The sequence below is a fragment of the Psychrobacter okhotskensis genome (assembly GCF_965638355.1).
Classification (GTDB): Bacteria; Pseudomonadota; Gammaproteobacteria; order Pseudomonadales; family Moraxellaceae; genus Psychrobacter; species Psychrobacter okhotskensis.
Window position 1 is genome coordinate 2,520,859 of record NZ_OZ281822.1, and the last position, 22,699, is coordinate 2,543,557.

20 protein-coding genes are annotated in these 22,699 nt (G+C 43.6%); 10 read left to right on the top strand and 10 right to left on the bottom strand.

Features of this window, described 5'->3' with window-relative positions:
* Positions 1–4: 4 nt before the first annotated feature.
* From ACSUPM_RS10435 to fumC, 4 genes are all read right to left on the bottom strand, one after another.
* Complete coding sequence (locus ACSUPM_RS10435; RefSeq protein WP_156915633.1) at positions 5–577, bottom strand: transposase; 573 nt, start codon at positions 575–577, stop codon at positions 5–7.
* Positions 504–854, bottom strand: coding sequence for an IS630 transposase-related protein (locus ACSUPM_RS10440; RefSeq protein WP_025651329.1), 351 nt, complete (start codon positions 852–854; stop codon positions 504–506). The genes ACSUPM_RS10435 and ACSUPM_RS10440 overlap by 74 nt, the downstream gene beginning before the upstream one ends.
* Positions 855–938: 84 nt before the next feature.
* On the bottom strand, positions 939–1,370 hold the full coding sequence (locus tag ACSUPM_RS10445; protein ID WP_436879919.1) for an ACP-like domain-containing protein: 432 nt from the start codon (positions 1,368–1,370) through the stop codon (positions 939–941).
* Between the two features lie 423 nt (positions 1,371–1,793).
* Positions 1,794–3,197, bottom strand: a complete 1,404-nt coding sequence (gene fumC, locus ACSUPM_RS10450) for a class II fumarate hydratase (RefSeq protein ID WP_436879920.1) — start codon at positions 3,195–3,197, stop codon at positions 1,794–1,796.
* Between the two features lie 144 nt (positions 3,198–3,341).
* Between fumC and ACSUPM_RS10455 the strand changes: the two genes are divergently transcribed.
* From ACSUPM_RS10455 to ACSUPM_RS10465, 3 genes are all read left to right on the top strand, one after another.
* Positions 3,342–4,298 carry a 5-formyltetrahydrofolate cyclo-ligase gene (locus tag ACSUPM_RS10455; RefSeq protein ID WP_436879921.1) on the top strand — a complete coding sequence of 319 codons (957 nt, stop codon included), beginning with the start codon at positions 3,342–3,344 and terminating at the stop codon, positions 4,296–4,298.
* Positions 4,299–4,405: 107 nt separating this feature from the next.
* A complete protein-coding gene (locus ACSUPM_RS10460) occupies positions 4,406–4,591 on the top strand; it encodes a type II toxin-antitoxin system HicA family toxin (RefSeq protein ID WP_436879922.1) in 186 nt (61 codons plus the stop codon).
* Between the two features lie 100 nt (positions 4,592–4,691).
* Complete coding sequence (locus tag ACSUPM_RS10465) at positions 4,692–5,096, top strand: type II toxin-antitoxin system HicB family antitoxin (RefSeq protein ID WP_350588165.1); 405 nt, start codon at positions 4,692–4,694, stop codon at positions 5,094–5,096.
* Positions 5,097–5,169: 73 nt separating this feature from the next.
* Here the strand turns inward: ACSUPM_RS10465 and ACSUPM_RS10470 are convergent, their stop codons facing one another.
* Complete coding sequence (locus ACSUPM_RS10470) at positions 5,170–6,543, bottom strand: Na+/H+ antiporter family protein (protein WP_025651322.1); 1,374 nt, start codon at positions 6,541–6,543, stop codon at positions 5,170–5,172.
* 394 nt (positions 6,544–6,937) lie between these two features.
* On the opposite strand from ACSUPM_RS10470, the gene lon reads away from it, so the two are divergent.
* From lon to ACSUPM_RS10485, 3 genes are all read left to right on the top strand, one after another.
* Complete coding sequence (gene lon, locus ACSUPM_RS10475) at positions 6,938–9,532, top strand: endopeptidase La (RefSeq protein ID WP_025651320.1); 2,595 nt, start codon at positions 6,938–6,940, stop codon at positions 9,530–9,532.
* 144 nt (positions 9,533–9,676) lie between these two features.
* Positions 9,677–10,771 (top strand): hypothetical protein, encoded by a 1,095-nt coding sequence (locus tag ACSUPM_RS10480; RefSeq protein WP_025651319.1) that lies wholly within the window; start codon positions 9,677–9,679, stop codon positions 10,769–10,771.
* 177 nt (positions 10,772–10,948) lie between these two features.
* Positions 10,949–11,506 (top strand): superoxide dismutase family protein, encoded by a 558-nt coding sequence (locus ACSUPM_RS10485; protein WP_025651318.1) that lies wholly within the window; start codon positions 10,949–10,951, stop codon positions 11,504–11,506.
* Between the two features lie 142 nt (positions 11,507–11,648).
* Here the strand turns inward: ACSUPM_RS10485 and topA are convergent, their stop codons facing one another.
* Both topA and ACSUPM_RS10495 read right to left on the bottom strand, forming a co-directional pair.
* A complete protein-coding gene (gene topA / locus ACSUPM_RS10490; protein WP_227692038.1) occupies positions 11,649–14,315 on the bottom strand; it encodes a type I DNA topoisomerase in 2,667 nt (888 codons plus the stop codon).
* A gap of 279 nt (positions 14,316–14,594) precedes the next feature.
* Positions 14,595–15,140 carry a hypothetical protein gene (locus ACSUPM_RS10495; RefSeq protein WP_025651316.1) on the bottom strand — a complete coding sequence of 182 codons (546 nt, stop codon included), beginning with the start codon at positions 15,138–15,140 and terminating at the stop codon, positions 14,595–14,597.
* A 346-nt stretch (positions 15,141–15,486) separates the two neighbouring features.
* Here ACSUPM_RS10495 and ACSUPM_RS10500 point away from each other — a divergent pair, with 346 nt between their 5' ends.
* A complete protein-coding gene (locus ACSUPM_RS10500; RefSeq protein WP_436879924.1) occupies positions 15,487–16,029 on the top strand; it encodes a DUF2799 domain-containing protein in 543 nt (180 codons plus the stop codon).
* A gap of 243 nt (positions 16,030–16,272) precedes the next feature.
* Here the strand turns inward: ACSUPM_RS10500 and ACSUPM_RS10505 are convergent, their stop codons facing one another.
* From ACSUPM_RS10505 to ACSUPM_RS10515, 3 genes are all read right to left on the bottom strand, one after another.
* On the bottom strand, positions 16,273–16,674 hold the full coding sequence (locus tag ACSUPM_RS10505; RefSeq protein ID WP_025651314.1) for an ExbD/TolR family protein: 402 nt from the start codon (positions 16,672–16,674) through the stop codon (positions 16,273–16,275).
* Between the two features lie 115 nt (positions 16,675–16,789).
* A complete protein-coding gene (locus tag ACSUPM_RS10510; protein WP_101205179.1) occupies positions 16,790–17,479 on the bottom strand; it encodes a MotA/TolQ/ExbB proton channel family protein in 690 nt (229 codons plus the stop codon).
* Between the two features lie 108 nt (positions 17,480–17,587).
* Complete coding sequence (locus ACSUPM_RS10515; protein WP_201583381.1) at positions 17,588–18,565, bottom strand: energy transducer TonB; 978 nt, start codon at positions 18,563–18,565, stop codon at positions 17,588–17,590.
* Positions 18,566–19,222: 657 nt separating this feature from the next.
* Here ACSUPM_RS10515 and ACSUPM_RS10520 point away from each other — a divergent pair.
* The 3 genes from ACSUPM_RS10520 (at position 19,223) to ACSUPM_RS10530 (ending at position 22,625) form a co-directional block, all read left to right on the top strand.
* Entirely contained in the window at positions 19,223–20,275 is a 1,053-nt protein-coding gene (locus tag ACSUPM_RS10520) for a siderophore ABC transporter substrate-binding protein (protein ID WP_436879925.1), read from the top strand.
* Positions 20,276–20,357: 82 nt separating this feature from the next.
* Complete coding sequence (locus tag ACSUPM_RS10525; protein WP_102093047.1) at positions 20,358–21,443, top strand: ABC transporter permease; 1,086 nt, start codon at positions 20,358–20,360, stop codon at positions 21,441–21,443.
* Positions 21,444–21,539: 96 nt separating this feature from the next.
* A complete protein-coding gene (locus tag ACSUPM_RS10530; protein ID WP_350588161.1) occupies positions 21,540–22,625 on the top strand; it encodes an iron chelate uptake ABC transporter family permease subunit in 1,086 nt (361 codons plus the stop codon).
* The last annotated feature ends 74 nt before the right edge of the window (positions 22,626–22,699 follow it).

A 22,699-nucleotide genomic window follows, 5' to 3' on the forward strand; every position in this document is an offset into this window, starting at 1 on the left:
ATAGTCAGTTCAAAATAAAATTGTTATGGCCAGGACAAATATCATAAAACAATTTGGATAAGTCGTTTTCCATCCAGCCTTGGCGTAGAAACTTCACCTGAGCCCATTTCTTTTCGATAGGGTTCAGATCAGGGCTGTACGGCGGCAACCATAAAATACGATGACCATGCCTATTCAGTAGCTTTTGAATACGCTTACTCTTATGAAATCTGGCATTATCCATCACAATCACGCATTTGGTTTTAAGACTTGGAATAAGTGTGAACTTGCACCATTCGTAGAATATGCTGCTGTTAATGTTGTGCTTAAAGTAATCTAGTGCAAACAGCATCTTTTCATACAGAGCACCGATAACGTTGGTTCGCTTTTTACCTTGCCAATTGTAGCTATCAATACAAGGTGTACCAATTAATGTGTACCCATGAGAGCGAATAGTCTCGTGCTCAAAGCCGCGCGCGTATATATAAACAATGGGATAGCCTTGTTGTTTAAAGATATCAAGCTTATTCTGATATATCGCTCTTTTGATCGGACAGGCTTTTGGATGTTCTAAAGTCTTTTTTTTGACTGATACCAAGGCGCTTTAGGGCATGATAAATGCCTGTTTTACTACAGTTTAGACGACGTGCTCGCTCATACTGGTAATCGTCGGGATGTTCTTTGACATCATTCAGTAGCACATCATCTGGTATTTTATAGGGCTTGGTTTGCCTGGTTGTTTTGCTATGAACACGTCTCTTCCAGTTTTGTATGGTGGTTGGGCTGAGGTTATAGAATTTAGCTGCCTCGGCAAAGGTCATACCCTCGTCTAAGCTTTTTAGTACTTGTTTGCGAAAATCTAGCGAGTAAGTCATGGTCTTTATAATAACAATTGAATTTGATAATTAGTTTATAACATTTTTAAGTGGGATTGACTATATTTATCAGCCTGCTATAAACTAGCCTTTAAGCTTTCTGATAGAGGCAACATTACAGCCTTTATAAAGGATTTCACTCTTAGCGTTTTGAATATTGGCGGATGATTTATGATAGTTATTCAAACGCAGCGCGCCCGTCATAATACTAAAGTTATCTTCATCACCAAACACGGTATCAACATCGTCAGAACGACCTAAGTTAATAGGTAAAAATCTTTTCTTGCCATTTAGATTGGCTTCTGCAAAGGTCGGTAAATACTCTTTGTTAAAACCGTAAGTCACGCTGACTTTTTTGTTATTTTGGCAAGAGTAATTAACTTCTCTAATTTTAACGGCAGTATCATAGCTTTCGCTCGCTTCCATTACTTGGTCCGAGTAAGCTATGGCAGAACCTGAACCCAACATCGCCATTATAATGCCAGCTGATGATAGAGCGGCAGTTAACTTTTTCATAAATTACCTCAATGATATAAATAGAATGGTCATAGATAAGAGTAATATGGACGTTAGCGACGAACTATTTTTAGTTAGTCTAATCGTTTGCTCTTATTGTCTTTGTCGTGATTTAAAATTTTTTTAAAACTTTGATTCACGAGCCCTTATCTATGTACTCATTATAAGCAAAATTTTTGTTGGTGCTGTTATAACTATTATTATGCTTGTTGTTTGAGCGTAAGACATTGTTGCGCGCGATGTAGGTGATTCAATTGATAGACAAAAAAAGACCTTACACACCCTTTTACAAGAGATGGCAAGGTCTTTTTATCAATCAGAATATCGAATTTAAAAATCTGGGTAGCGAGGAAGACAAGCGCAAGTGCTACTAATTGTAGAATCAGCTTATCTGACAATGCTAATCAGGTTTTTGGATTGATATTAAGAAGGATGCACCATATCAGCAGGTGTTACCCACTCATCGAACTGCGCTTCAGTTAACAGTTCTAACTCAACCGCCACTTGCTTCAACGTTTTGTTTTCTTTATAAGCAGTCTTAGCGATTTTCGCCGCGTTTTCATAACCAACATGACGATTCAATGCCGTGACTAACATTAATGAGTTGTGCAAGAAGTCATCGATTTTGTCTTTGACTGGCTCGATACCAACCGCACAATTTTCGTTGAAGCTGTTGCACGCATCGCCCAATAGTTGGATAGATTGCAATAAATTAAAGGCAATCACAGGCTTATAAACGTTAAGCTCAAAGTTACCTGACGCGCCTGCCATGCTGATAGTGACGTCGTTACCCATCACTTGTGCCACAACCATGGTCATTGCTTCTGACTGCGTTGGGTTTACTTTGCCTGGCATGATAGAAGAGCCTGGCTCATTCTCTGGAATCGTCAATTCGCCTAGACCACAACGAGGCCCTGATGCCAACCAACGTACGTCGTTAGCGATTTTATTCAGGCTGCCCGATAGCGTTTTTAGTGCGCCTGAAGCAAACACTTCGGCATCACGAGCGGCTAGTGCTTCAAATTTATTTGGTGACGTTACGAACGGCAAGCCTGTTAATTCAGCCAATTGCTCAGCTGATTTTACCGCATAATCAGGATGGGCGTTTAGACCCGTACCTACTGCAGTACCGCCTAGTGGCAATTCATATAAACCTTGTAAAGCGTTGTCGATACGAGTCAATGAATGGTCAAGTTGGCTGACATAACCGCTAAATTCTTGACCTAAAGTCAAAGGCGTGGCGTCTTGCAGATGGGTACGACCGATTTTAACGATGCTATCAAACTCTTTGGCTTTGGCATCTAGCGTATCGCGTAGTGCTTTTACCGCTGGGATAAGCAAGCTGTTGATTTGACGAGCAGCAGCCACACGAATCGCCGTTGGGAAGCTGTCATTGGTAGATTGAGCATGGTTGACATGGTCATTTGGATGAATCGGCGTATAACTGCCGCGCGCGTTCCCTGCGATTTCGTTGGCACGGTTGGCCAATACTTCGTTCATGTTCATGTTTGACTGTGTGCCAGAACCCGTCTGCCATACCACTAATGGAAACTGATCCGTTAAACCACCGTTGATGACTTCGTCAGCAGCTTGCACGATTAAATCGCGCTTGTCACCTTCGATACGCTCTAGGCTTGCATTGGTAATGGCAGCGGCTTTTTTGACTAATGCCATCGCTTCAATCATCGGACGTGGCAACGTCTCGCCACCGATTTTAAAGTTCTCACGGCTACGCTGAGTTTGCGCACCCCAATAAGCATCAGCTGGAACTTCCACATTGCCCATGGTATCTTTTTCGGTACGAGTTGCCTGATTCTGTGTCGACATAACTACCCTCTTTGATGGTTTGTTGTTAAATAACTGAACGATAAAAAGTGCAACAGCTGCTGCACATAAACGGAAATACGATGTAAAGTGGCGTTATGATAGCATGACTTATCACAAATTTCTCCAAGTCCGTGAGGCTAACTGATGTCTAAAAACACCAGCCAACAACAATCTGCTACTTCATTATCTGACTCGTTACCTGAGTTAGCGACTGATGACGCTCGCTCTAAAAACGATATCAAAACCGCTGATAGCTTAAGTAATCCGCCTAGACGACAATTTACCCGCCAGCGTCGGCAATTAACGGCTGGCGAACGTAGACAATATGCGCGCATGGCAAGTTTACATTTAATTAAATTGCAACAACGCTTACCGCTGCGTGCGCGTATTGGCTTATATTATGATGGCTTTGGCGAGCTGCCCACTCAGCCACTATTGGACTGGTGTCAACACTTAGGCTATTTTTCTTACTTGCCAGTGGTTGGTTCGTTCGGTCGTGATAGTAAGGGAAACGTAGATAAACACCTGCGCTTTGTACCTATTTATCAGTCGAAACTGCTGAATATACCGACGCGAATTCATAGCTTAGGGATGAAGCAAAATCATCATCGTCGATTATTATGGGCGAGAGAATTAGATGTGATTGTCTGTCCATTAGTAGCGGTTGATAAAAGCGGTAATCGTATGGGCATGGGTGGTGGCTTTTATGATACGACTCTTAGTAAAAGCTATCAGGCAGGGTTAAAAAAACCGTTGAAAATTGGCTGGTGCTACGACTTTCAAGTGGTTGAGCAATTAGAGCCTCAACCGTGGGATGTGCCGCTAGATGGCTTAATTACGCCAAGTGGCTTAAGGTGGTTTAAAAGAAATCAGATCAAAATGTCCAACGACAAAGCATCTAGCGCTGATAGTGTTGATACGTATTTGCAAGCGTTAGGGAATGACGATGCTAGAGAGATACTTTACTACAGTCAGGAGCAAGCTTTTAGCGGTGATGAGTTGGCTAGTGTCATTAATGAGGCGCGTTTGAATGAGTTACTAGCGCAAAGTGATGATTTTTTGAAGAGTTTAAGTGGTGAGATTGGGAATTTTAGGGATTAACGATCTTCTTTAATATTCAATACACACTTCTACACACAAAATATAGCATTAATTATAAATTATGTGTGATAATACACACATCCAATTAGTATCCTTGAGGAGAATCCATGAAAAGTGGTGAACTAATCAAGTTGCTTAAAGAGGATGGTTGGATAGTTGATAGAGTTAAAGGAAGTCATCATATTTTGAGAAAGGAAGGCGTTGATAGCATTATTTCAATCAGTCAGCCTGAAAAAGATGTGTCTCGGCATCAATTGGCTCAAGCAAGACGTATTTCTGGTTTGAAACTTTAAGCAACTCCAACCTTTTAATAAAGGTTGGTTTTTACTCTTCATAAAAACTTTCTCTATCCTATTTAACTTTATTAATAAGATAATATTCATAGGGGGTTATATGTTAAATTATCCCATCGCTATATTCAAAGACGAAGGCATGGACAACTATGCAGCTATTGTTCCTGATATTGACGGCTGTTTCCCTTTAGGAGATACCATCGATGACACAGTGCAAGAAGCGCAGTCCTTAATTTACGATCATATCGAATATATGGTAGATAAAGGAATGAGTTTTGACTTTCATACTAGTGATATAGAAACATTAAGAATGAATGCAGATTTTCAAGATGCTTTGGCTTGGGCTATTGTAAATATTGATGAAAACAAGTTTTCAACTAAGCAAGTACGCTTTAATGTTAGTTGGCCTGAATATTTATTACAGCGTGTTGACAGTTATGCTGAAAAAAACCACGAAACTCGCTCTGGGTTTTTAGCAAAAGCAGTACAAAAAGCTTTAGTATGAAATTATCGATTTGAAATAAAAAAGCTACCTATTCGGTAGCTTTTTTATGGAACATAGTTCTATAAAATACAACCTACAGCACCATCGCCGCTATCCAACCAAACACTAATAACGGAATATTATAATGCAAAAAGGTTGGCACCACGCTGTCTTCAATATGGTCATGTTGTCCATCAATATTCAAACCAGAGGTTGGTCCCAATGTCGAGTCTGACGCAGGCGAACCCGCATCCCCAAGCGCGCCAGCCGTACCAATAATCGCCACCGTCGCGAGTGGTGAAAATCCTAAAGAAATACAGAGCGGCACATAAATCGCAGCAATAATCGGAATGGTCGAGAATGATGAACCGATACCCATCGTAACTACTAGACCAATTCCGAGCATGACCAACGCAGCGATGGCTTTATTACCCGCAAACAAGTTGGTCGCGCCATCGATAAGTGGTGCAATTTCACCTGTCGCTTTCATGACTTCGGCAAAGCCCTGCGCGGTAATCATAATAAAGCCAATCATCGCCATCAATTTGATACCATCATTAAAGACCGTATCCGCTTCACGCCACTTGACCACGCCGGTCGCCATAAAGACCGCAAAGCCAAACATTGAGCCAAGTAATAACGAGTCTGTGTAGAGCTGTACGACAAAGGCAGTGACAATAGCGGCTAGAGCAACCAGCGTTTTCATCTTGCTTTGTGTTTGCGCCTCAGTGGCGGTTTTACTTAAAGAATCGCCTGCTACCACTGCACTTTTTACCACATCGTGCGCTTCTTTATCTATCGCCATTTGCTGATAGTGGCGCGGTTTACGGTAACTGATAAATACCGCCGTCAGCAAACCAAACAACATACCGAGCGCCGGAATCGCCATTGCCTTAGTGACTGAAATATTACTAATATCAATGCCCGCTTCACCGACGTTTTTTAACATGATTTGATTGAGATAAATATCACCGAAACCATATGGGATAAACATATAGGTAGTGACCAAACCAAAGGTCAACAGACAAGCAATCAAGCGTCTATCAATTTGCATACGATTAAAGGCGAGTAATAACGGCGGCACAAGCAGCGGAATAAAGGCAATATGAATGGGGATTAAGTTTTGGCTAAAGCAGCTCATGGTGATTAAGCCTGCAAACAGCATATACTTAATCATGCCACTGGCGCCACCGGCATCAATGCGCTTGATGACCGCCCCTGCCAATGATTGCGGCAAACCAGAATGAGCTATCGCTACCGCAAAAGCGCCCAGTAGCGCGTAAGATAGAGCGATTTGTGCCCCATTGCGGATGCCTTCTTGAAAGGCCTCTAGCGTATCAGTGATACCGAGACCCGCTAGCAGCCCGCCCGCCAGCGCACCGATCAATAAACTGAGCACCACGTGCACGCGCGCTAGTGACAGCCCTAACATGATGACGACTGCCAATAATACTGCGTTGATGGTCATATGTTGCCCCTTGCTCTTTATAACCTGGTCTGGTTAGGATTTATTAGTATTTTAAGACCTATCAATATCGCTCTAACGCCTAAAATGCTTTACTCTAAAAAGCGAGGTTTCGGACGCGCGTCAGTTTACCTCATTTTGCCCATAAAACCTACGCATAGAACCCAATAGATATTGGCTGCCTACTAACAATAAGTACTTTGTCTATGCTGACTTTCAATGATTACTCATAAAATTAACACAGCGATGAATCGCTGTATTAAAGAAGATATAACTATTTAACAAAGATAAGCGCATGACTTGGTCACCAAGCCTTGCAATTTTATCTGTGAGCACCATTTATCTAAACATGAACCACTAACTTGACTTTACAAGTCTGGTGAACGAGGAAGAATATATGAGTGAACATAAAATTGCCCAAGACAATATCGACATCGATGTCGACGTATCATCTAACGTTTCTGATGATAATGCGCTAAATATCTCAGCTGACGATACGTTGGAAAATGAGTCAGAGTCGACGCCTGAATCTACTCAAGACGATGCTGAAAACATGAATGCTAAAGACAAAGGTGAACAGAACTATCTACCGCTACTGGCATTGAGAGATGTGGTCGTGTATCCACATATGCAAATTGCCTTGTTCGTAGGGCGTGCGCCATCGGTCAAAGCCGTTGAACTGGCACAAGCTGAGTATGGCAATAAAGTATTGGTCGTGGCGCAAAAAGACTCGCTGACCGAAGACATTGATCAAGATAACTTGTATCAGTACGGAACCGTGTGCCGCATCGTCAGCACCATGCCTCATGACAGCGATGAGAATTGTATCAAAGTATTGATCGAAGGTCAGTACCGTGCGCGCGTCGATAACATCGAAAATCACGACAAATTATTAATGGCGAGCTTTGAGCGTGCTGACCTTGATGTCGACATGGATGAGAGCCAGCAAAAAAATACCATTCAAGCTTTAACTACACTGTTTGAAAGCTATGCGGATGCTCGTTTGCGTAATGCGCGTGAGCTAACTCGCGTGGCAAAACGCATCGATGATTTGCTTGAACTGGTTTACTTCATCTCAACCCGCGTGTCGATGGATCTTGAGGTCAAGCAATCGTTCTTAGAACATGACGATATCAAAACCCATATCAATACGTTAACTGAGTACTTAGTCAAACAAAGCGCTGAGCAAAATATCGAACAAGATATCCAAGATGCCGTTCGTCAGCAGATGGAAGACAATCAGCGCGAGTACTTCTTAAATGAGAAAATGAAAGCCATTAAAAATGAGCTGTCAGATATGAATGACGGCGCGTTCGATGGTGAAGATGATGTGGCTGAGCTTGAGCAGCGCCTAGAAGATGCTGACTTGCCAGAAGATGTGCGCAAAAAAGCCGAGCAAGAGTTTAAAAAGCTAAAAATGATGCCGCCTGCCTCGAGTGAATCATCAGTCGTACGCAACTATATTGAATGGATCTTGGATACGCCGTGGAATGCCACAACCAAGGTTTCGATTAATTTAGAAAAAGCCAAAACGGTACTGGATGAAGATCATTACGGCTTGCAAGATGTGAAAGATCGCATCTTAGAATACCTCGCCGTACAATCACGGGTGAAAAAACTGCGCGGTCCGATTCTTTGCTTAGTCGGTCCTCCGGGTGTTGGTAAAACCTCATTGGGTGAATCGATTGCGCGTGCAACGGGTCGTAAGTTTGTACGTATGGCGCTCGGCGGCGTCCGTGATGAAGCGGAAATCCGTGGTCATCGCCGTACTTATATCGGTGCGATGCCGGGTAAAATCGTCCAATCACTGGCAAAAGTCGAAGTTAAAAACCCGCTATTCTTATTAGATGAAATCGATAAAATGGCGCAAGACTTCCGCGGCGATCCAGCGTCGGCGTTACTTGAAGTGCTAGACCCTTCACAGAATGATACCTTTAACGACCATTATCTCGATATGGATTTAGATTTATCACAAGTGATGTTTATCTGTACCGCCAACAGCATGGATATTCCGCCTGCCCTACTTGACCGTATGGAAGTGATTCGTCTACCGGGTTATACCGAAGAAGAAAAGGTCAATATTGCGCAGAAATATCTTGTGCCAAAAGCGATCAAAAATAATGGCCTTAAAGAAGGTGAAATTGAGATTGTAGAAGCGGCATTGCATAGCATCGTGCGTAGCTATACGCGTGAAGCCGGTGTGCGCAACCTTGAGCGCGAAGTCAATAAAATCTGCCGTAAAGTGGTTCGCGGTTCAGTCGAAACTCATGGTGCACGCGCTCCGAAAAAAGCAGAACGTGAGCTGGTCGTAGTCGATGACAAAAACATCGATGACTATTTAGGTGTGCATCAGTATGACTATGGTCTGGCAGAAGAAGAGCCTGAGATTGGTCGTATTACGGGTCTTGCTTGGACACAAGTCGGTGGTGAGCTATTAACCATCGAAGCGGTAGCGATGAAAGGTAAAGGCGAGCTGAGCTTTACCGGTTCACTCGGCGACGTCATGAAAGAGTCGATTCGTGCAGCGATGAGTGTGGTGCGTGCCCGCGGTGACAGCTTAGGTATCGATTATGAGACCTTTAAAACCACTGACGTCCACGTACATATGCCAGAAGGCGCGACGCCCAAAGACGGTCCATCGGCTGGTGGTGCGCTTACCACAGCGCTGGTCTCTGCCTTGACTGGTATTGCCATTCGTCCAGATATTGCAATGACAGGCGAGATTACCTTACGCGGTAAAATCCTACGCATCGGTGGTCTAAAAGAGAAGCTACTTGCTGCACATCGCGGTGGTATCAAGCATGTGTTGATTCCAGCGACCAACGAGCGTGACTTGGCCGATATCCCTGATAACGTCAAAGCTGGTCTGACTATTCAGCCAGTCGCGACGATTGATGAGATATTAAAAGTTGCGTTGGTGAGTATGCCAGTACCGCTTAAACCTGCTAAGGTGACGGTTGATAAAACCTCAAGCAAAGCACTGCATAGCTAATCTGATTCGTTACTAATCCAGTCTTACAAATTAAAGAGCCGCTCATCGTCATGATGGGCGGCTTTTTTTGGTAATAATAAAAAACAATTTGGTTAAGACCCTGTGCTATATTTTAGACAAATGTTTATTAATTAGGAAAGTACAATGTTAAATCATTTAAGGGTGCCTCTAGTTGTAATAAGCACATTACTACCCCTCGCTTTATTAGGCTGCCAAACCAACAGCCTCAATCATTCAGCACAAACCAGTACCGTTATCGACGATAAAAACTGGTCAGCGACCACGCTTGAATCCAGACTGTTTCAAACCACCACAAAATATGAGTGGCAACTAACCCATGTCAGCAATGATAAGGGTCGAATCAAGCCTTTTAACCAAAAGCTGCCTTTGATAATGGAGGTACATCCAAGCCTTTTAACTTTCACAGAAGGCTGTCAGCGTTACCAAGTTTCTTTTGATATGTGGTTACCATTACCGTACCTTTACGGGCAAATCGATGTCAGAGAACTATCTGATAACTGCACCACAGTAAACCATTCAATTATCGAAAATTTGAGTAATAAAAACACAATCAAAAACAAAACAGGAAATGTCGTAAATGGTGTTTTTATACCCTATTCAGATACAGCTTTCAGATTTGATCCAGTACTACCAAATTCTACACAGAATTCTAACAAGACATTAAAACAGCTGGCTCTAAAAACCAATAAAGGAAAAACACTGATTTTTTCGGGTACGCCCAAGCCTGAATATCGTGTGGCGGGCATACCGCTTACCAATGAATTATTAGAGCGATACCAATGGCGTCTTATTAGTGCAACTGACGATACCAATAAAACTATTAATAAATTTAATCGTCCAGATGTACCTATTACTGCAAACTACAGACTTGGTTCACATGATTATAGCCATCCTCAGCAAAGTAGTTTTAGCCAAGGTGTTGGGTTTTCTGTCGGATGCAATGGGGCTGGTGGGTCTTATGCTTTATCTACTAATCAAACGTTGCTAATTGGTGGCAACCCTTCAACGATGGTAGGGTGTGGTGATGACATTGATGATATTGAATCAAGCCTTAGCCGCCTAATGCTTTATAGCTCTAGTCAGTTAACACTGATCAATCTTGATAAGCAGAGAGTATCTAATCCTTCTAATAACTCTGAATCCAGCTATCTCCTTACTCAAAAGTTAGAATCAGGCGAAACCTTAGTATGGCAAAACGAAGTAAAGAAGACACCGTAAACCCTTTTCAAATCCATACGATACTTACATTTATTAACCGATTGTTGCGTTTTTAATGAATATCTATGCCGAGTCGTTGGCTATACTGATTGCGACATAAACGAATGTTGCAACAAAGCCAGTAACGATTATAAATATAAAGACTTGAAACAACTATTTACATAAACGGAGAAAACGATGAAAAAAGTAATTCTTGCAAGCGCGCTATTATGTGGTTCAGCTTTAGCGATGACTGGTTGCCAAACGGTAGAAGGTCAGATGCAAACCGGTAATCCACTTAACCAACCTGCGCTAAAATCGACGATCAATGCAGTCGCTGGTAACAATAGTGAAGTGGGTCAAGTATTCCTACGCCCAGTAGATGGTGGCGTACAAGTCTACGGTAAACTGATGAACTTGCAGCCAGGTAAGACTGTATCATTGCATATTCATGAAACAGGTAGCTGCGGTAATATGGGTAAAGCGGCAGGTGGTCACTTCAACCCAGATAACAAACCGCACTCTAACCCTGATGATATGAATGGTCATGCGGGCGACTTGCCGAACTTAACCGCTAACGCAGATGGTGTTGCTACTATCAACTTTGTAAACAAGAAAATATCTGCTGCTGATGCCGGTAAATATAGTGTCAACCGCCTAGCCTTTATCGTTCATGGCGGCGTAGATGACTATACTAGCCAACCAGCTGGTAATGCAGGCGATCGCGTTGCTTGCGGTATCATTGAAAAGATCTAATAGTTTTTAACTAAACTATTAACCTTTAAAGTTTAATACGTTTAATAGCATAAAAACTGATAGTAAAAAAACCTCTTAGATAATCTAAGAGGTTTTTTTATGGTTTAAAGATATGGCTTCGAGATAAAGTGGTTAAAGAAATTTACTCTTCTACCCATTCACCTTTGCGCCAGTACACACCCCAACGCGTGGCCTTACCGTTTTTCTCAGAGCCGATATACTGCTCTTTTTTCTTACGTGACCAGCGCAAAATGGTTGGATTGCCATCAGGGTCTTCGTCTGGACCTGCAAACAGATACTGGAACTTATCTTCCATCTTATCTTTGATTTCGCGTAGCTCCGCAAGCTTTGGCGGACGTGTTTCGCGTACTTTCGGGAACTTAGAGGCTGCTAAGAACATCCCAGCCGCCCCTTCACGCAAGATAAAGTAATCATCGTGCTTGGTTGATTTTAGCTCTGGTAGATGAATAGGATCCATACGCGGCGGTGCAGCTTCGCCGGTTTTGAGTACCTTACGAGTATTGTCACATTTCTGACAAGCAAAGTAAGGACCAAAACGTCCGGTTTTTAGCTCCATCTGCCCATCACATTTATTACAGTCAATGGTTGGGGCATCTGAACCCGGTACTTCAAACTTGCCTTCTTCTAAGATATAACCGTCGCAATCGGGATTGTTACCACAGATATGTAGCTTGAGACCGCCATCAACGATATACCCGTTCATCGCGGTACCATCTTTTGGGCAACGTTTCTTTTCCATCAAGTCTTTAACTTCAGCCGCTTCGTCATCACCTTCAGCATCATCAAGATTAGCAAACGCTTCGACTGGCATTAAGTTCTTGGTGCCTTTACAGCGCTCTTTTGGCGGTAAGTTATAGCCCGTACAACCTAAGAACACACCCGTTGAGCCAGTACGCAGCTGCATTGGACGACCACAAATATCACAATGGACATCTGGCACATCGGTCGGATCATTGGGCCGCATGCCATTTTTTTCTTTGGCGCGATCAAGCGTGGTTTTGAAGTCGCCATAAAAGTTATCGAGGACATCTTTCCAATTTGTATCGCCTTCTGCGACATGATCGAGCTTGTCTTCAAGCGCGGCGGTAAAGGTGTAATCCATCAAATCCGGAAAACTTGCGGTCAGTCTGTCGGTGACGATATCACCCATTTTTTCGGCAAATAAACGCTTATTTTCAAGCTTTACATAACCGCGATCTTGAATGGTCGAGATGATAGAAGCATAAGTCGATGGACGACCGATACCTTTTTTCTCAAGCTCTTTGACCAAGCTTGCCTCGGTATAACGCGGTGGTGGCTTGGTAAAGTGTTGACTCGGATCGAGCTTATCGAGCGTTAATTTGTCGCCTTTTTTGACATCTGGAAGCAAAGTATCGTCGGTTTTCGCTGGTGGCATGACTTTAGTAAAGCCATCAAACACCAATGTACGACCGCGGGCTTTTAGCTCAACATCATTGGCAGCGACGAATAGATTCACTGACAGGTATTTTGCAGGGAGCATCTGGCAGGCCACAAACTGACGCCAAATCAGCTCATATAGACGGATGGCATCACGCTCAACCCCTTTTAGCTGGGTTGATTTCATATTGACGTTAGACGGACGAATCGCTTCATGCGCCTCTTGTGCGCCTTGTTTATTACCGTAAAAGTTTGGCTTTTCTGGCACATATTTTGCGCCATAGCTGTCTTCGATATAGCCACGTACCGCCGCCAATGCATCACCCGACAAGAATGTCGAGTCGGTACGCATATAAGTAATATGACCGGCTTCGTATAAACGCTGTGCCAAAATCATGGTTTTCTTAACTGAAAAACCCAGTCGCGTGCTGGCTGCTTGTTGCAATGTTGACGTAATAAACGGCGCACTCGGGCGTGATTGCGTTGGTTTCTCTTCACGCTCTTTGACGATAAAGTCGTTGGCGTTAAGCACTTCTAAGACTTTATCCGTCTGCTCTTTATTGACAAGCTTTAGCGTTTTGCCACCTTGCTTGGTTGCTTCTAAACGAATGGCAATTTGCTCAGCGTCTTTTTTACTGCTAGCAACGTGAGTATCAGCATGAATTTGCCAGTATTCTTCTGGAATAAAGGCACGAATTTCATGCTCACGCTCGACCACCAAGCGCATAGCGACCGACTGGACACGACCTGCAGAAAGACCGCGAGCAACCTTTTGCCAGAGTAGTGGCGATACCATAAAGCCAACGATACGGTCTAAAAAGCGCCGTGCTTGTTGGGCGTTAACACGGTCAATATCGAGCTTTGATGGTTGCTTAAAGGCGTTTTGAATAGCGGTTTTGGTAATCTCGTTAAAGACCACGCGCTCATATTTACTATCTGCGCCACCGATGACTTCTTTGAGATGCCAAGCGATGGCTTCCCCTTCTCTATCCATATCCGTTGCGAGATAGATTTTGTCAGCGTCTTTAGCTAAGGCTTTCAGCTCTTTGATGACCTTGGTTTTGTTTGGCAATACTTCATAGACTGCCGCCCAGTCATGCTCAGGGTCGACACCCATCCGTCTGACTAGTGCTTGCTGCGCTTTTTCTTCTTTGCTCAGACTGTCATCTTTTTTACTGGTCGCTGGCTTCTTCGCGCTTTTACTCGCACCAACGGGTAAATCGCGTATATGTCCAATACTCGAGCGAACGACGAAGTCATTACCGAGGTATTTATTGATCGTTTTTGCCTTGGCTGGTGACTCGACAATCACCAAAGACTTGCCCTTTGGACTGTCTTTAGTTTTGTCAGCAGCCGCAGCTGGACTTTTTTTAGTTGTGGTTTTTGCCATATTTGACGACACCATAATATAAGTAGTTTAAAAGTAAGGTTAAATTCAGCAGCACGGCAATTTATGGAAGCTGATCATCATAGCTCAGCGATTTATTGTAATAATAGCTGCTGATATAAAAGGGTATAAAGCAAGCAACGACGCCGATACGAGTCATAAAACAGCAATAAAGGTACAAAGACGTTACACTGCTAGGCGCTGAACTGTCAACTGTAAATAATTGGGGCACCGCAAAACTGCTTGCTTATTGCCCATTAATGGAGACTAAAAAACGATTTACTAGCTCTGGCGCTTTTTTTGCATCTGTAATGCCCACGCTTCGAGCTGTGTCTTCAGTACTAATAAGTCTGACTCAATCATTTTTTGTTGATAATGAGGGTTGGTCACTGGGCGCACATAGGCGATATCTTCCCAATAAATAACAATGCTATTTGACTTAATTAATAAGGCTTTTACAAATGGCTCAATACTGGCGGGCAATGCCAATGGCACTTTATCCAAGCTAAAATTGGCTTGATGAGGCACATTATTTACGTTGCTGTTTGCATTGCTATCTGGTCGCCAGTAGCCATCGAGGACCTGATAGCGCGTCAGCGGCAATTTGACATTGTCTAGCACCAACCCATACTGCCCAAGCATCCCGCGACCATACTCATTGTCCTTGCCCCTGATCCAATCGGGACAAGCCACCAGTTTTGGATTCAACTGTAAGCGACGGGCGGTCATGCGCAAATGATCCAAGCGCTGATCGATACCGCTCGGTTTGAGCGCCATCATACTCCCTAATACGAATAGTACAATGGCGATCGCAATCCATATTCCCATAACAATCTGACCTTTTAGCTGAATTAAAATGCGGCTGAGACGACACTAGCGCCGCGATTGAGCAAAAAACTATTAGCGAGTAACTGGATGGACAGTGGTTTGTCATACCAGTCCTTATAATGAGCACGAACCATAAAAAATCAAGCAGGGTTGATAGAGCGCTGCGTTGATAATCAGCTGATAGCCACTTGCTTGGCAAAGTCCCCTTATTTGACAAACCTACTATTTATACTGCCATATCAATCAGTTAGTACGTAAAAAATAAGTTTAATAACAAGATACAAAAAGTTGTACACGGTAAAAAGTGCTATGATAAACCATAATTTTAGACGCGCGCAGGTTTATTATGAATTATCTTATTAAGTCAAACTCATCGACCGCTGCTTTAGCCAGCAAACTGACAAACAAATTCATGAGTAAAACCAGTATTGTCCTAGCGCTGATAAGCGCTGCATTATTTACCCTATCAGGCTGTGCCACGACCCAAAGTCTCACACCGCAGCAGTGCCAAAGCAGCAATTGGCAAGAAGTCGGCTACGCAGACGGCATCCGTGGGCGCTCGGGCGCATACTTTGGTCAATATACCAATCAATGCGCCAGCGTGGGCGGTGCTAGCCCCAACCGCATACAATGGGAGCAAGGGCGACAGCAAGGTCTCAAAAGCTACTGCACCGAGCTCAATGCTTATAAACTTGGTCGTGAAGGCTATGACTGGCAGGCTGTCTGTCCGCTCGAAGGCATTGATAAACTAGAAGAAGCGTATTCGCAAGGGCGTTATTATTATATTCGCCAGCGTGATCTAGACTATCTACGTACGCCTTATCGATTTGCCTACGGTCCTGCTGGACGCTTTGGTTATGGTTACAGTCCGTTCGGCTATGGTTGGTAATAGTGCCATATCTTTAACTCATAAGCGCGAAAAGAGCTAGTTTTATAGCAATTGTACAATCGAAAACAGGTAATCAGCAAAAAGATAACCTCGCAAGGTTGCCCTAGCGAGGTCGGAGAAAAATTTATAATTTTAATTATTCTTATTATGGTCTTGGTTGTTTTCTTATTGCTAAGCTTGCTGGTTTACATTGCTAGTTTGTTCTTTTAGAAGCTGCTTTTTTCAATCACTTACTTCTACAGATTATTCGTTAACAAATGCGATTTTGGTCAGTCCAGCGTTACTTGCCGCTGCCAAAACTTGAGCAACCGTATCGTACTTGCCTTCTTTATCTGCACGTAACTGTACCGCTGGATTCTTACCAGTCGCGCCTTGTTGCTGCAAGCGTGTCTCTAACTCTTCCATACTGATTGGATCACTATCCCAGAAGATCCCTGCATCTTTATCAATACTGACTTGAATCGCTTCTGGCGGCGTTTCATTGAGCGCGGCACTAGTCTCTGGCAAATCTAAAGGCACCGTCGGATTCAGCACGGTCGCTGTCAATAAAAATATAATCATCAATACCAGCATGATATCGATCAGCGGAATGAGGTTCATCTCATCCATGCTTCGTACGTCATCATCACCCAATTGAAATGCCATAGTTACTCTCAATGCTTTTGGTTATTTTCACACAGCCAAGCCGTTTTTTGACCTGTCGTTTGAGCCTTTACAGACCTAGCGCTGGCAGATTTAATGCTTGCAAGATCAACACTATCTATAGCTGCTTTGGCACAGAATTACTGTAGTTATTGGTATGCTGAGTCTCGCTCGTCGTTGAACGACTGCTTGGTGCAGCGTGCACTTGTGAGGCGCTAGCAGCATGGCTCGCGGTTACCTTGGTAGTATCCACAAGACCCGTTGATTGCGCCAATAAATCATGCGCTCTATCGTTGGCTTGATACATTATGCGGCGATTGATACGTACTGCAAGGTTATAAAACACCACAGCTGGAATCGCTACTGCAATACCAAGACCTGTCATAATTAGAGCTTCACCGACTGGCCCTGCAACCTGCCCCAATCCTGCCTGACCACTCATACCGATATTGTGCAAGGCATGGAAAATACCCCATACCGTACCAAACAAGCCGATGAACGGTGCAATCGCTGCCGTCGTACCAAGAATCGGCAGACCGCGCTCACTAGCAAAGCGATAGCGACCGATATGCTTGAGCAAAGTCTGCTCAGTCACCAAGCGGCGAGTGGCAGCATCAGTACCAGCCAAGTCAGACTGTTTGGCTTGTAATTGCTGACTCAAATCATCTGCTACATTGGTCGCCAGTTTACGGCTTTGCAATACGCGGACGATACCTGTCACCCAAGAGAGAATAGATAACGCAAGCAACAAAAAGAACAACGTTTTTGTCACCATGTCGCTGATCTGCCAGTATTGCATAAAGTCCATGTCAGACTCCTTAATGTGTAATGCCATTACATGATACTGAGGTAAATATCATGTTTAGTTTTATAATGAAAGATGATTAATAAATACGTTTTTATAAAGTATGAACTATCAAGGAACCGCGTAACTGATCGGTAGAGTTACATCACCTACCACGGGTACGCCATTCTTAGTAAAGGGTTTGAACTTGCCAGATCGCACTTGACGTCGGGCTTCTTTGTCTACTAGCGGATTACCTGATGATTGAGCCACTCGCACGTTATCGATGCCGCCTTGTTTGTTGACTCGCAATACCAAGACAACGTTGAGCGTATCACCAGAACGGGCTCTACGTGCGGCGCGCTCAGGGAAACTAAAGTTTGGCGCAGATGCCCAGTTGGCTGAGCTGGCAGTAAAGCTCACAGGCTCATTACTCTGTGCTAAAGCAGCTGCTGCTTCTGCCTCAGCTCTTGCTTGTGCAGCGGCGGCCTCTGCGGCAGCCTTCGCTTGAGCGGCAGCCTTCGCTTGAGCGGCAGCTTTGGCATCGGCGACTCTTTTGGCTTCTTGCTCTGCCCTAGCTTGTGCTTCTTGCTCAGCTTTTCTAGCTTGTCGCTCTGATTCAGCTTGGGCAGCTGCTTGACGTTGTGCTTCGGCTGCTGAGTTATCAACCTTTGGTTTCGGTAGCGGCTCTTTTGGGGCTACTTTTTGACTGGTATCAGGACGAGGCTTTTCTGACGCTATCACAGGCGTCACTTTCGGCTCTGTATTTTTTACAACAGGCTCTTTTGGTTTTACGGGTGTCTCTGTTGGTTGTTTAACCGGCTCTTTAGGCTTAGGTTCAGGTTGCGGCGCTGGCTGAACTTGCACCTCAGGCTGTACTTCTTTTTTGGCTGTGACTGTTTGTTTTTCTACTTCAGTTGAGACCGTTTTTGCCGGTAATGACACAAACTTTATCTCAAGTGGTGACATCTCTTTTTTTGGCTCAGGTTTGAGTTCAGGCGTTTTTATTGCCACTAGTGCAATTGCGGCAAGCACATGGAGTCCTAGTACTGCAACAATAGCTAGCAATAACGACTTAAGTGGTGGCGCGTCTAAATCCGTTGAACTCATAAAAGCCTAATGTTTATTACTCAGAGTAGAATGGCGTAGATAATAATGCAAACGATAATTATTATCAATAATAATTTACAATATTTTCGCTATTTAATACATCTCTGACACTTGATATTGCTTAGTAGTTTTACCTCTCAGAACGCTCATTTCTATGAACCTTCCCTACTTCTCAATTTCACTACTATGAAACTTATATTTTTATCAAATGAGACGTTGCGTTTAATATAGCAAGTACTGTTAATAAAAACCATTATCATTTATATTGATAATGAGTCTCAACTACTTTATTATAACGGCTGTGTTGTCTACCCATACTATTTTTACAAAAACTATTCGTATAAAAAATTAGTGAGTGGTACTAGGGCGTGTCCTCATTTTAAAAATGGTGATAAAAATGAGATAAATTGCCGTCAAACGAGGAAAATAGTGCAGATAATATCGAGATATTGACCAACTATTTGACGATGTTTGGCAAAATTTAGCTGTTTTTAGCCCATTTAGAGGACACTCGTTTGAATTGAGGACACGCCCTAAGTAGACTATTTATTTTATGCTTTTTATCTCAGCATCTTTCAGACTTAATATTTTTAGCGTCATTCATCTGCAATTATCTTAGACAATTGCTTAAACATTTTTTGATAGACCGAGTTCATTATGCCGACACCCTTATTATCTAGCAGATCTACCGCCTCTTTTTTCAAACGTCCATTATTGACTGCTGCCATGACAGCGTTATTAGCTACGGTAGTGGCAGGATGTAGCTCGCCTGAATCAAATGACTCTGAGCCAGCAGACGCTAAAACCGAAAACCCAACGGCTGATGAATCACAGAACGTTGCTAATAACGACGCTGTATCTGCTGAAAAAATCATGGTTAATACCGTAAAAGGTGATGTTGAGCTAGCCATGAACCCATCGCCACTTGTCGTTTATGACATGACATTGATGCAAGACTTGGCCGCGCTAGATGTGGCGGTCGATGGTATGCCTGGTGGCCTATTACTAAAGAATCTACATTCAGAAACACAGCCTGATCCAAAATCGGTAGGTACTGTGTTTGAGCCGGATCTTGAAGCGTTGAATGCAATGCAACCGCAAGCTATTTTGGTCGGTTCACGCATGGCAGAAAAATACGACGAGCTATCAAGTATCGCGCCGACATTGGACATGAGTATTGATACAGCCAATATCTATGAGTCAAGCAAGCAGCGCCTGCATGATTTAGGTGCACTGTTTGGTAAAAGCGATCAAGCCGCTAAGCTACAACAGAACATCGATGGACTCATCGACGAGACCAAGAATCTAACAAAAGAAAATAAAGGCACTGGCCTAGTCGTCATGGTCAATGGCAACAAAATGTCAGCCTATGGTGACAAGTCTCGCTATGGTTTTATCCATACTGTGTTAGGTGTACCAATGGCAGATGACAAAATTGCCGATGCGCCTCATGGTCAGCCGATATCGTTTGAATACATCCAAAAAGCCAATCCTGATTGGTTATTTGTCATCGACCGTAGTGCTGCAATTGGTGAAGACGGTATTGGTGCCAAGGCCGTATTAGACAATCCACTAGTTGCCCAGAGCAATGCATGGAGTAAGCAGCAAGTGGTTTATTTGAGCCCAGACTCTTACTTAGCATTTGGCGGTTACTACCAGTGGATGCAGGATCTAACGACGATCAAAGATGCTTTTACTAACGCTAAATAACGTCGTTGCTTATAAAAAATATTATTGCTCAAGTAGGTAATTATTACCGTTAACCCTGCTCATTTTTAAGCCAGTAGAGATTATGTCGTTATTTTCACACCGTACTCATGCTAGGCTCAAATCCAGTACTGCTCCATCAGCGTCAAGCTGGCAAAGCGGTACTGGCAATGCGTTACATCGACGTACTGTCATACCACCGTGGTTCATCAATACAGCAAGCCTCATTCTTATGGGGCTTTTGGTGTTATTGAGCTTATCTATTGGTGTGGCTGACTTTTCGTGGTCAGGTATCTTGCAGAGCCTGCTGACTCAGAGTGCCAACTCCGATAGCTCATTGTTATTGGTTAGCCGTATACCGCGTACCATCGCCATTATCTTGACTGGTATTGCGATGGCAGTGGCTGGGATGATTATCCAAATAGTACTAAAAAACCGCTTTGTAGAGCCATCTATGGTTGGTGCAACTCAGAGTGCTGCACTTGGTTTGCTAGTGGTCAGTCTGCTGTTCCCTGCCAGTGCGCTCATTGTAAAAATGGGCGTGGCAACCATCGCTGCCGTTTTTGGCATGATGCTATTTATGCTGCTCATTCACCGCATTCCGCCCACTGATTTTTTGATGATTCCACTGATTGGCATTGTCTTTGGCGGCATTATTGAAGCCGTCACTACCTTTATCGCCTATCAAACCGAATCACTACAGATGCTGAGTGTTTGGCAGTTTGGAGATTTTTCGGGCGTATTGGCAGGGCGCTATGAGCTGTTGTGGCTCACGGGTGGACTGTGTGTGCTGGCTTATATTATTGCTGACAAGCTGACCATCGTTGGTTTGGGTGACAATATCGCCTTAAACTTGGGTATTAGTAAGCGTCAAGTCACTTGGATTGGCGTGGGTATGGTAGCCATGATGAGCGCTGTCGTGGTCGTGACTGTGGGCATGATTCCTTTTATTGGGCTGGTCGTACCAAACATTGTGAGCCGTCTAATGGGAGATAAGTTGCGTCGCAGCTTGCCAGCTGTCGCGCTCTTGGGCGCATCAGCAGTACTGCTATGCGATATTATCGGGCGCTCTATTCGCTATCCATTTGAAGTACCGGTCGCCACTATTTTTGGTGTGGTTGGTACGGTGCTGTTTTTATGGCTGTTATTACGTGCGCCAGCTGAGCAGTAGCACCATGTTCACTAACTATGTATTAATTTTCAACACTCGCTTACCGTCGTTCATTTTTTGCCTTATTAGATAAGCTTGGCACCATAGGATTTTTGTATGTTCTCATCAACTAAGCTTACTTCCACCAAGACTGATGCTACCAAAACCAGCACAGCGGTAGATAACTCATCTTCAGCAGACGGTCAATATTCAGCCGCTGCCCAAGGTCATTTGGCAAAGCTTTGGGCATGGATAGCTGCCCATCCAAAATCCATAGCAGCTATTATTCTACTTATCTCGATGACCTTGTTTATGACACTCAATGTCAATGGCTATTGGGACTTTGCGCTACCATTACGCGGCAAAAAACTGCTGGCACTGATGGTGGTTGGCTATGCAATTGGCGTGTCGACGTTACTGTTTCAGACGTTGACTCACAATCCAATTCTAACGCCCTCCCTACTCGGATTTGATTCACTCTATGTTCTGTTGCAGAGCCTGCTGGTTTTCTTTTTAGGTGCGATTAGCTTTACCAGTCTCGATCCTATTGCTAAGTTTACGCTAGAGATTGTCCTGATGTTTGGGGCATCTTTATTATTATTTAAGCTATTGTTTTCTAAAAGCAGTCAGGATCTGACGCGGCTAATATTGGTGGGTGTTATTTTTGGCGTGTTGTTTCGCAGTTTATCAGCACTCATTGCACGGCTGATAAACCCTGATGATTTTGTGGTCATACAGTCCGCTAGCTACGCGCAGTTTAATACAGTCAACCCTCAGCTACTAGGTATCAGCTTATTTATCTGTGCCATCACTGCGATATTTGTGTGGCGCTGGCGTTACCAATGCGATGTGTTGATGCTCGGACAAGCACAGGCCGTCAACCTTGGTATCAACTATCAGCGTCTGGCATTTGGTCTATTAACTGTCATCGCTGTATTGGTTGCCACGGCCACTGCACTGGTCGGTCCAGTGACTTTCTTTGGTTTATTGGTTTGCGCATTGACCAATCGTATCGCGCGACATATGTATCACACTGAGCGGCTGATATTGGTCAGCTTGGTTGCTATGATTTGCTTAGTGCTGGGTCAGACTATCTTTGAGCAAGTGTTAGATATGGCAGGCGTATTGTCAGTGGTGATAGAGCTAGCAGGCGGATTGATGTTCTTAGCATTGATATTTATGTCTCAACGTCGTTCGTTATAACTACTTAGCCGACATTGTTTATTTAGCTGATGCTGTTGATAGAGAAAACCCTAAGACTTTTTTAAATAAGACTG

What these genes read in the sequence shown, in the direction of transcription:
- ACSUPM_RS10505 (WP_025651314.1), bottom strand. Translation starts at nt 16,674, where the DNA reads ATGGCATTTCAATTGGGTGATGATGACGTACGAAGCATGGATGAGATG.
- ACSUPM_RS10530 (WP_350588161.1), top strand. Translation starts at nt 21,540, where the DNA reads ATGTTCTCATCAACTAAGCTTACTTCCACCAAGACTGATGCTACCAAA.
- ACSUPM_RS10495 (WP_025651316.1), bottom strand. Translation starts at nt 15,140, where the DNA reads ATGGGAATATGGATTGCGATCGCCATTGTACTATTCGTATTAGGGAGT.
- lon (WP_025651320.1), top strand. Translation starts at nt 6,938, where the DNA reads ATGAGTGAACATAAAATTGCCCAAGACAATATCGACATCGATGTCGAC.
- ACSUPM_RS10445 (WP_436879919.1), bottom strand. Translation starts at nt 1,370, where the DNA reads ATGAAAAAGTTAACTGCCGCTCTATCATCAGCTGGCATTATAATGGCG.
- ACSUPM_RS10470 (WP_025651322.1), bottom strand. Translation starts at nt 6,543, where the DNA reads ATGACCATCAACGCAGTATTATTGGCAGTCGTCATCATGTTAGGGCTG.
- fumC (WP_436879920.1), bottom strand. Translation starts at nt 3,197, where the DNA reads ATGTCGACACAGAATCAGGCAACTCGTACCGAAAAAGATACCATGGGC.
- ACSUPM_RS10515 (WP_201583381.1), bottom strand. Translation starts at nt 18,565, where the DNA reads ATGAGTTCAACGGATTTAGACGCGCCACCACTTAAGTCGTTATTGCTA.
- ACSUPM_RS10510 (WP_101205179.1), bottom strand. Translation starts at nt 17,479, where the DNA reads ATGGACTTTATGCAATACTGGCAGATCAGCGACATGGTGACAAAAACG.
- ACSUPM_RS10520 (WP_436879925.1), top strand. Translation starts at nt 19,223, where the DNA reads ATGCCGACACCCTTATTATCTAGCAGATCTACCGCCTCTTTTTTCAAA.
- ACSUPM_RS10455 (WP_436879921.1), top strand. Translation starts at nt 3,342, where the DNA reads ATGTCTAAAAACACCAGCCAACAACAATCTGCTACTTCATTATCTGAC.
- ACSUPM_RS10480 (WP_025651319.1), top strand. Translation starts at nt 9,677, where the DNA reads ATGTTAAATCATTTAAGGGTGCCTCTAGTTGTAATAAGCACATTACTA.
- ACSUPM_RS10485 (WP_025651318.1), top strand. Translation starts at nt 10,949, where the DNA reads ATGAAAAAAGTAATTCTTGCAAGCGCGCTATTATGTGGTTCAGCTTTA.
- ACSUPM_RS10500 (WP_436879924.1), top strand. Translation starts at nt 15,487, where the DNA reads ATGAATTATCTTATTAAGTCAAACTCATCGACCGCTGCTTTAGCCAGC.
- ACSUPM_RS10525 (WP_102093047.1), top strand. Translation starts at nt 20,358, where the DNA reads ATGTCGTTATTTTCACACCGTACTCATGCTAGGCTCAAATCCAGTACT.
- ACSUPM_RS10465 (WP_350588165.1), top strand. Translation starts at nt 4,692, where the DNA reads ATGTTAAATTATCCCATCGCTATATTCAAAGACGAAGGCATGGACAAC.
- ACSUPM_RS10460 (WP_436879922.1), top strand. Translation starts at nt 4,406, where the DNA reads ATGAAAAGTGGTGAACTAATCAAGTTGCTTAAAGAGGATGGTTGGATA.
- topA (WP_227692038.1), bottom strand. Translation starts at nt 14,315, where the DNA reads ATGGCAAAAACCACAACTAAAAAAAGTCCAGCTGCGGCTGCTGACAAA.
- ACSUPM_RS10440 (WP_025651329.1), bottom strand. Translation starts at nt 854, where the DNA reads ATGACTTACTCGCTAGATTTTCGCAAACAAGTACTAAAAAGCTTAGAC.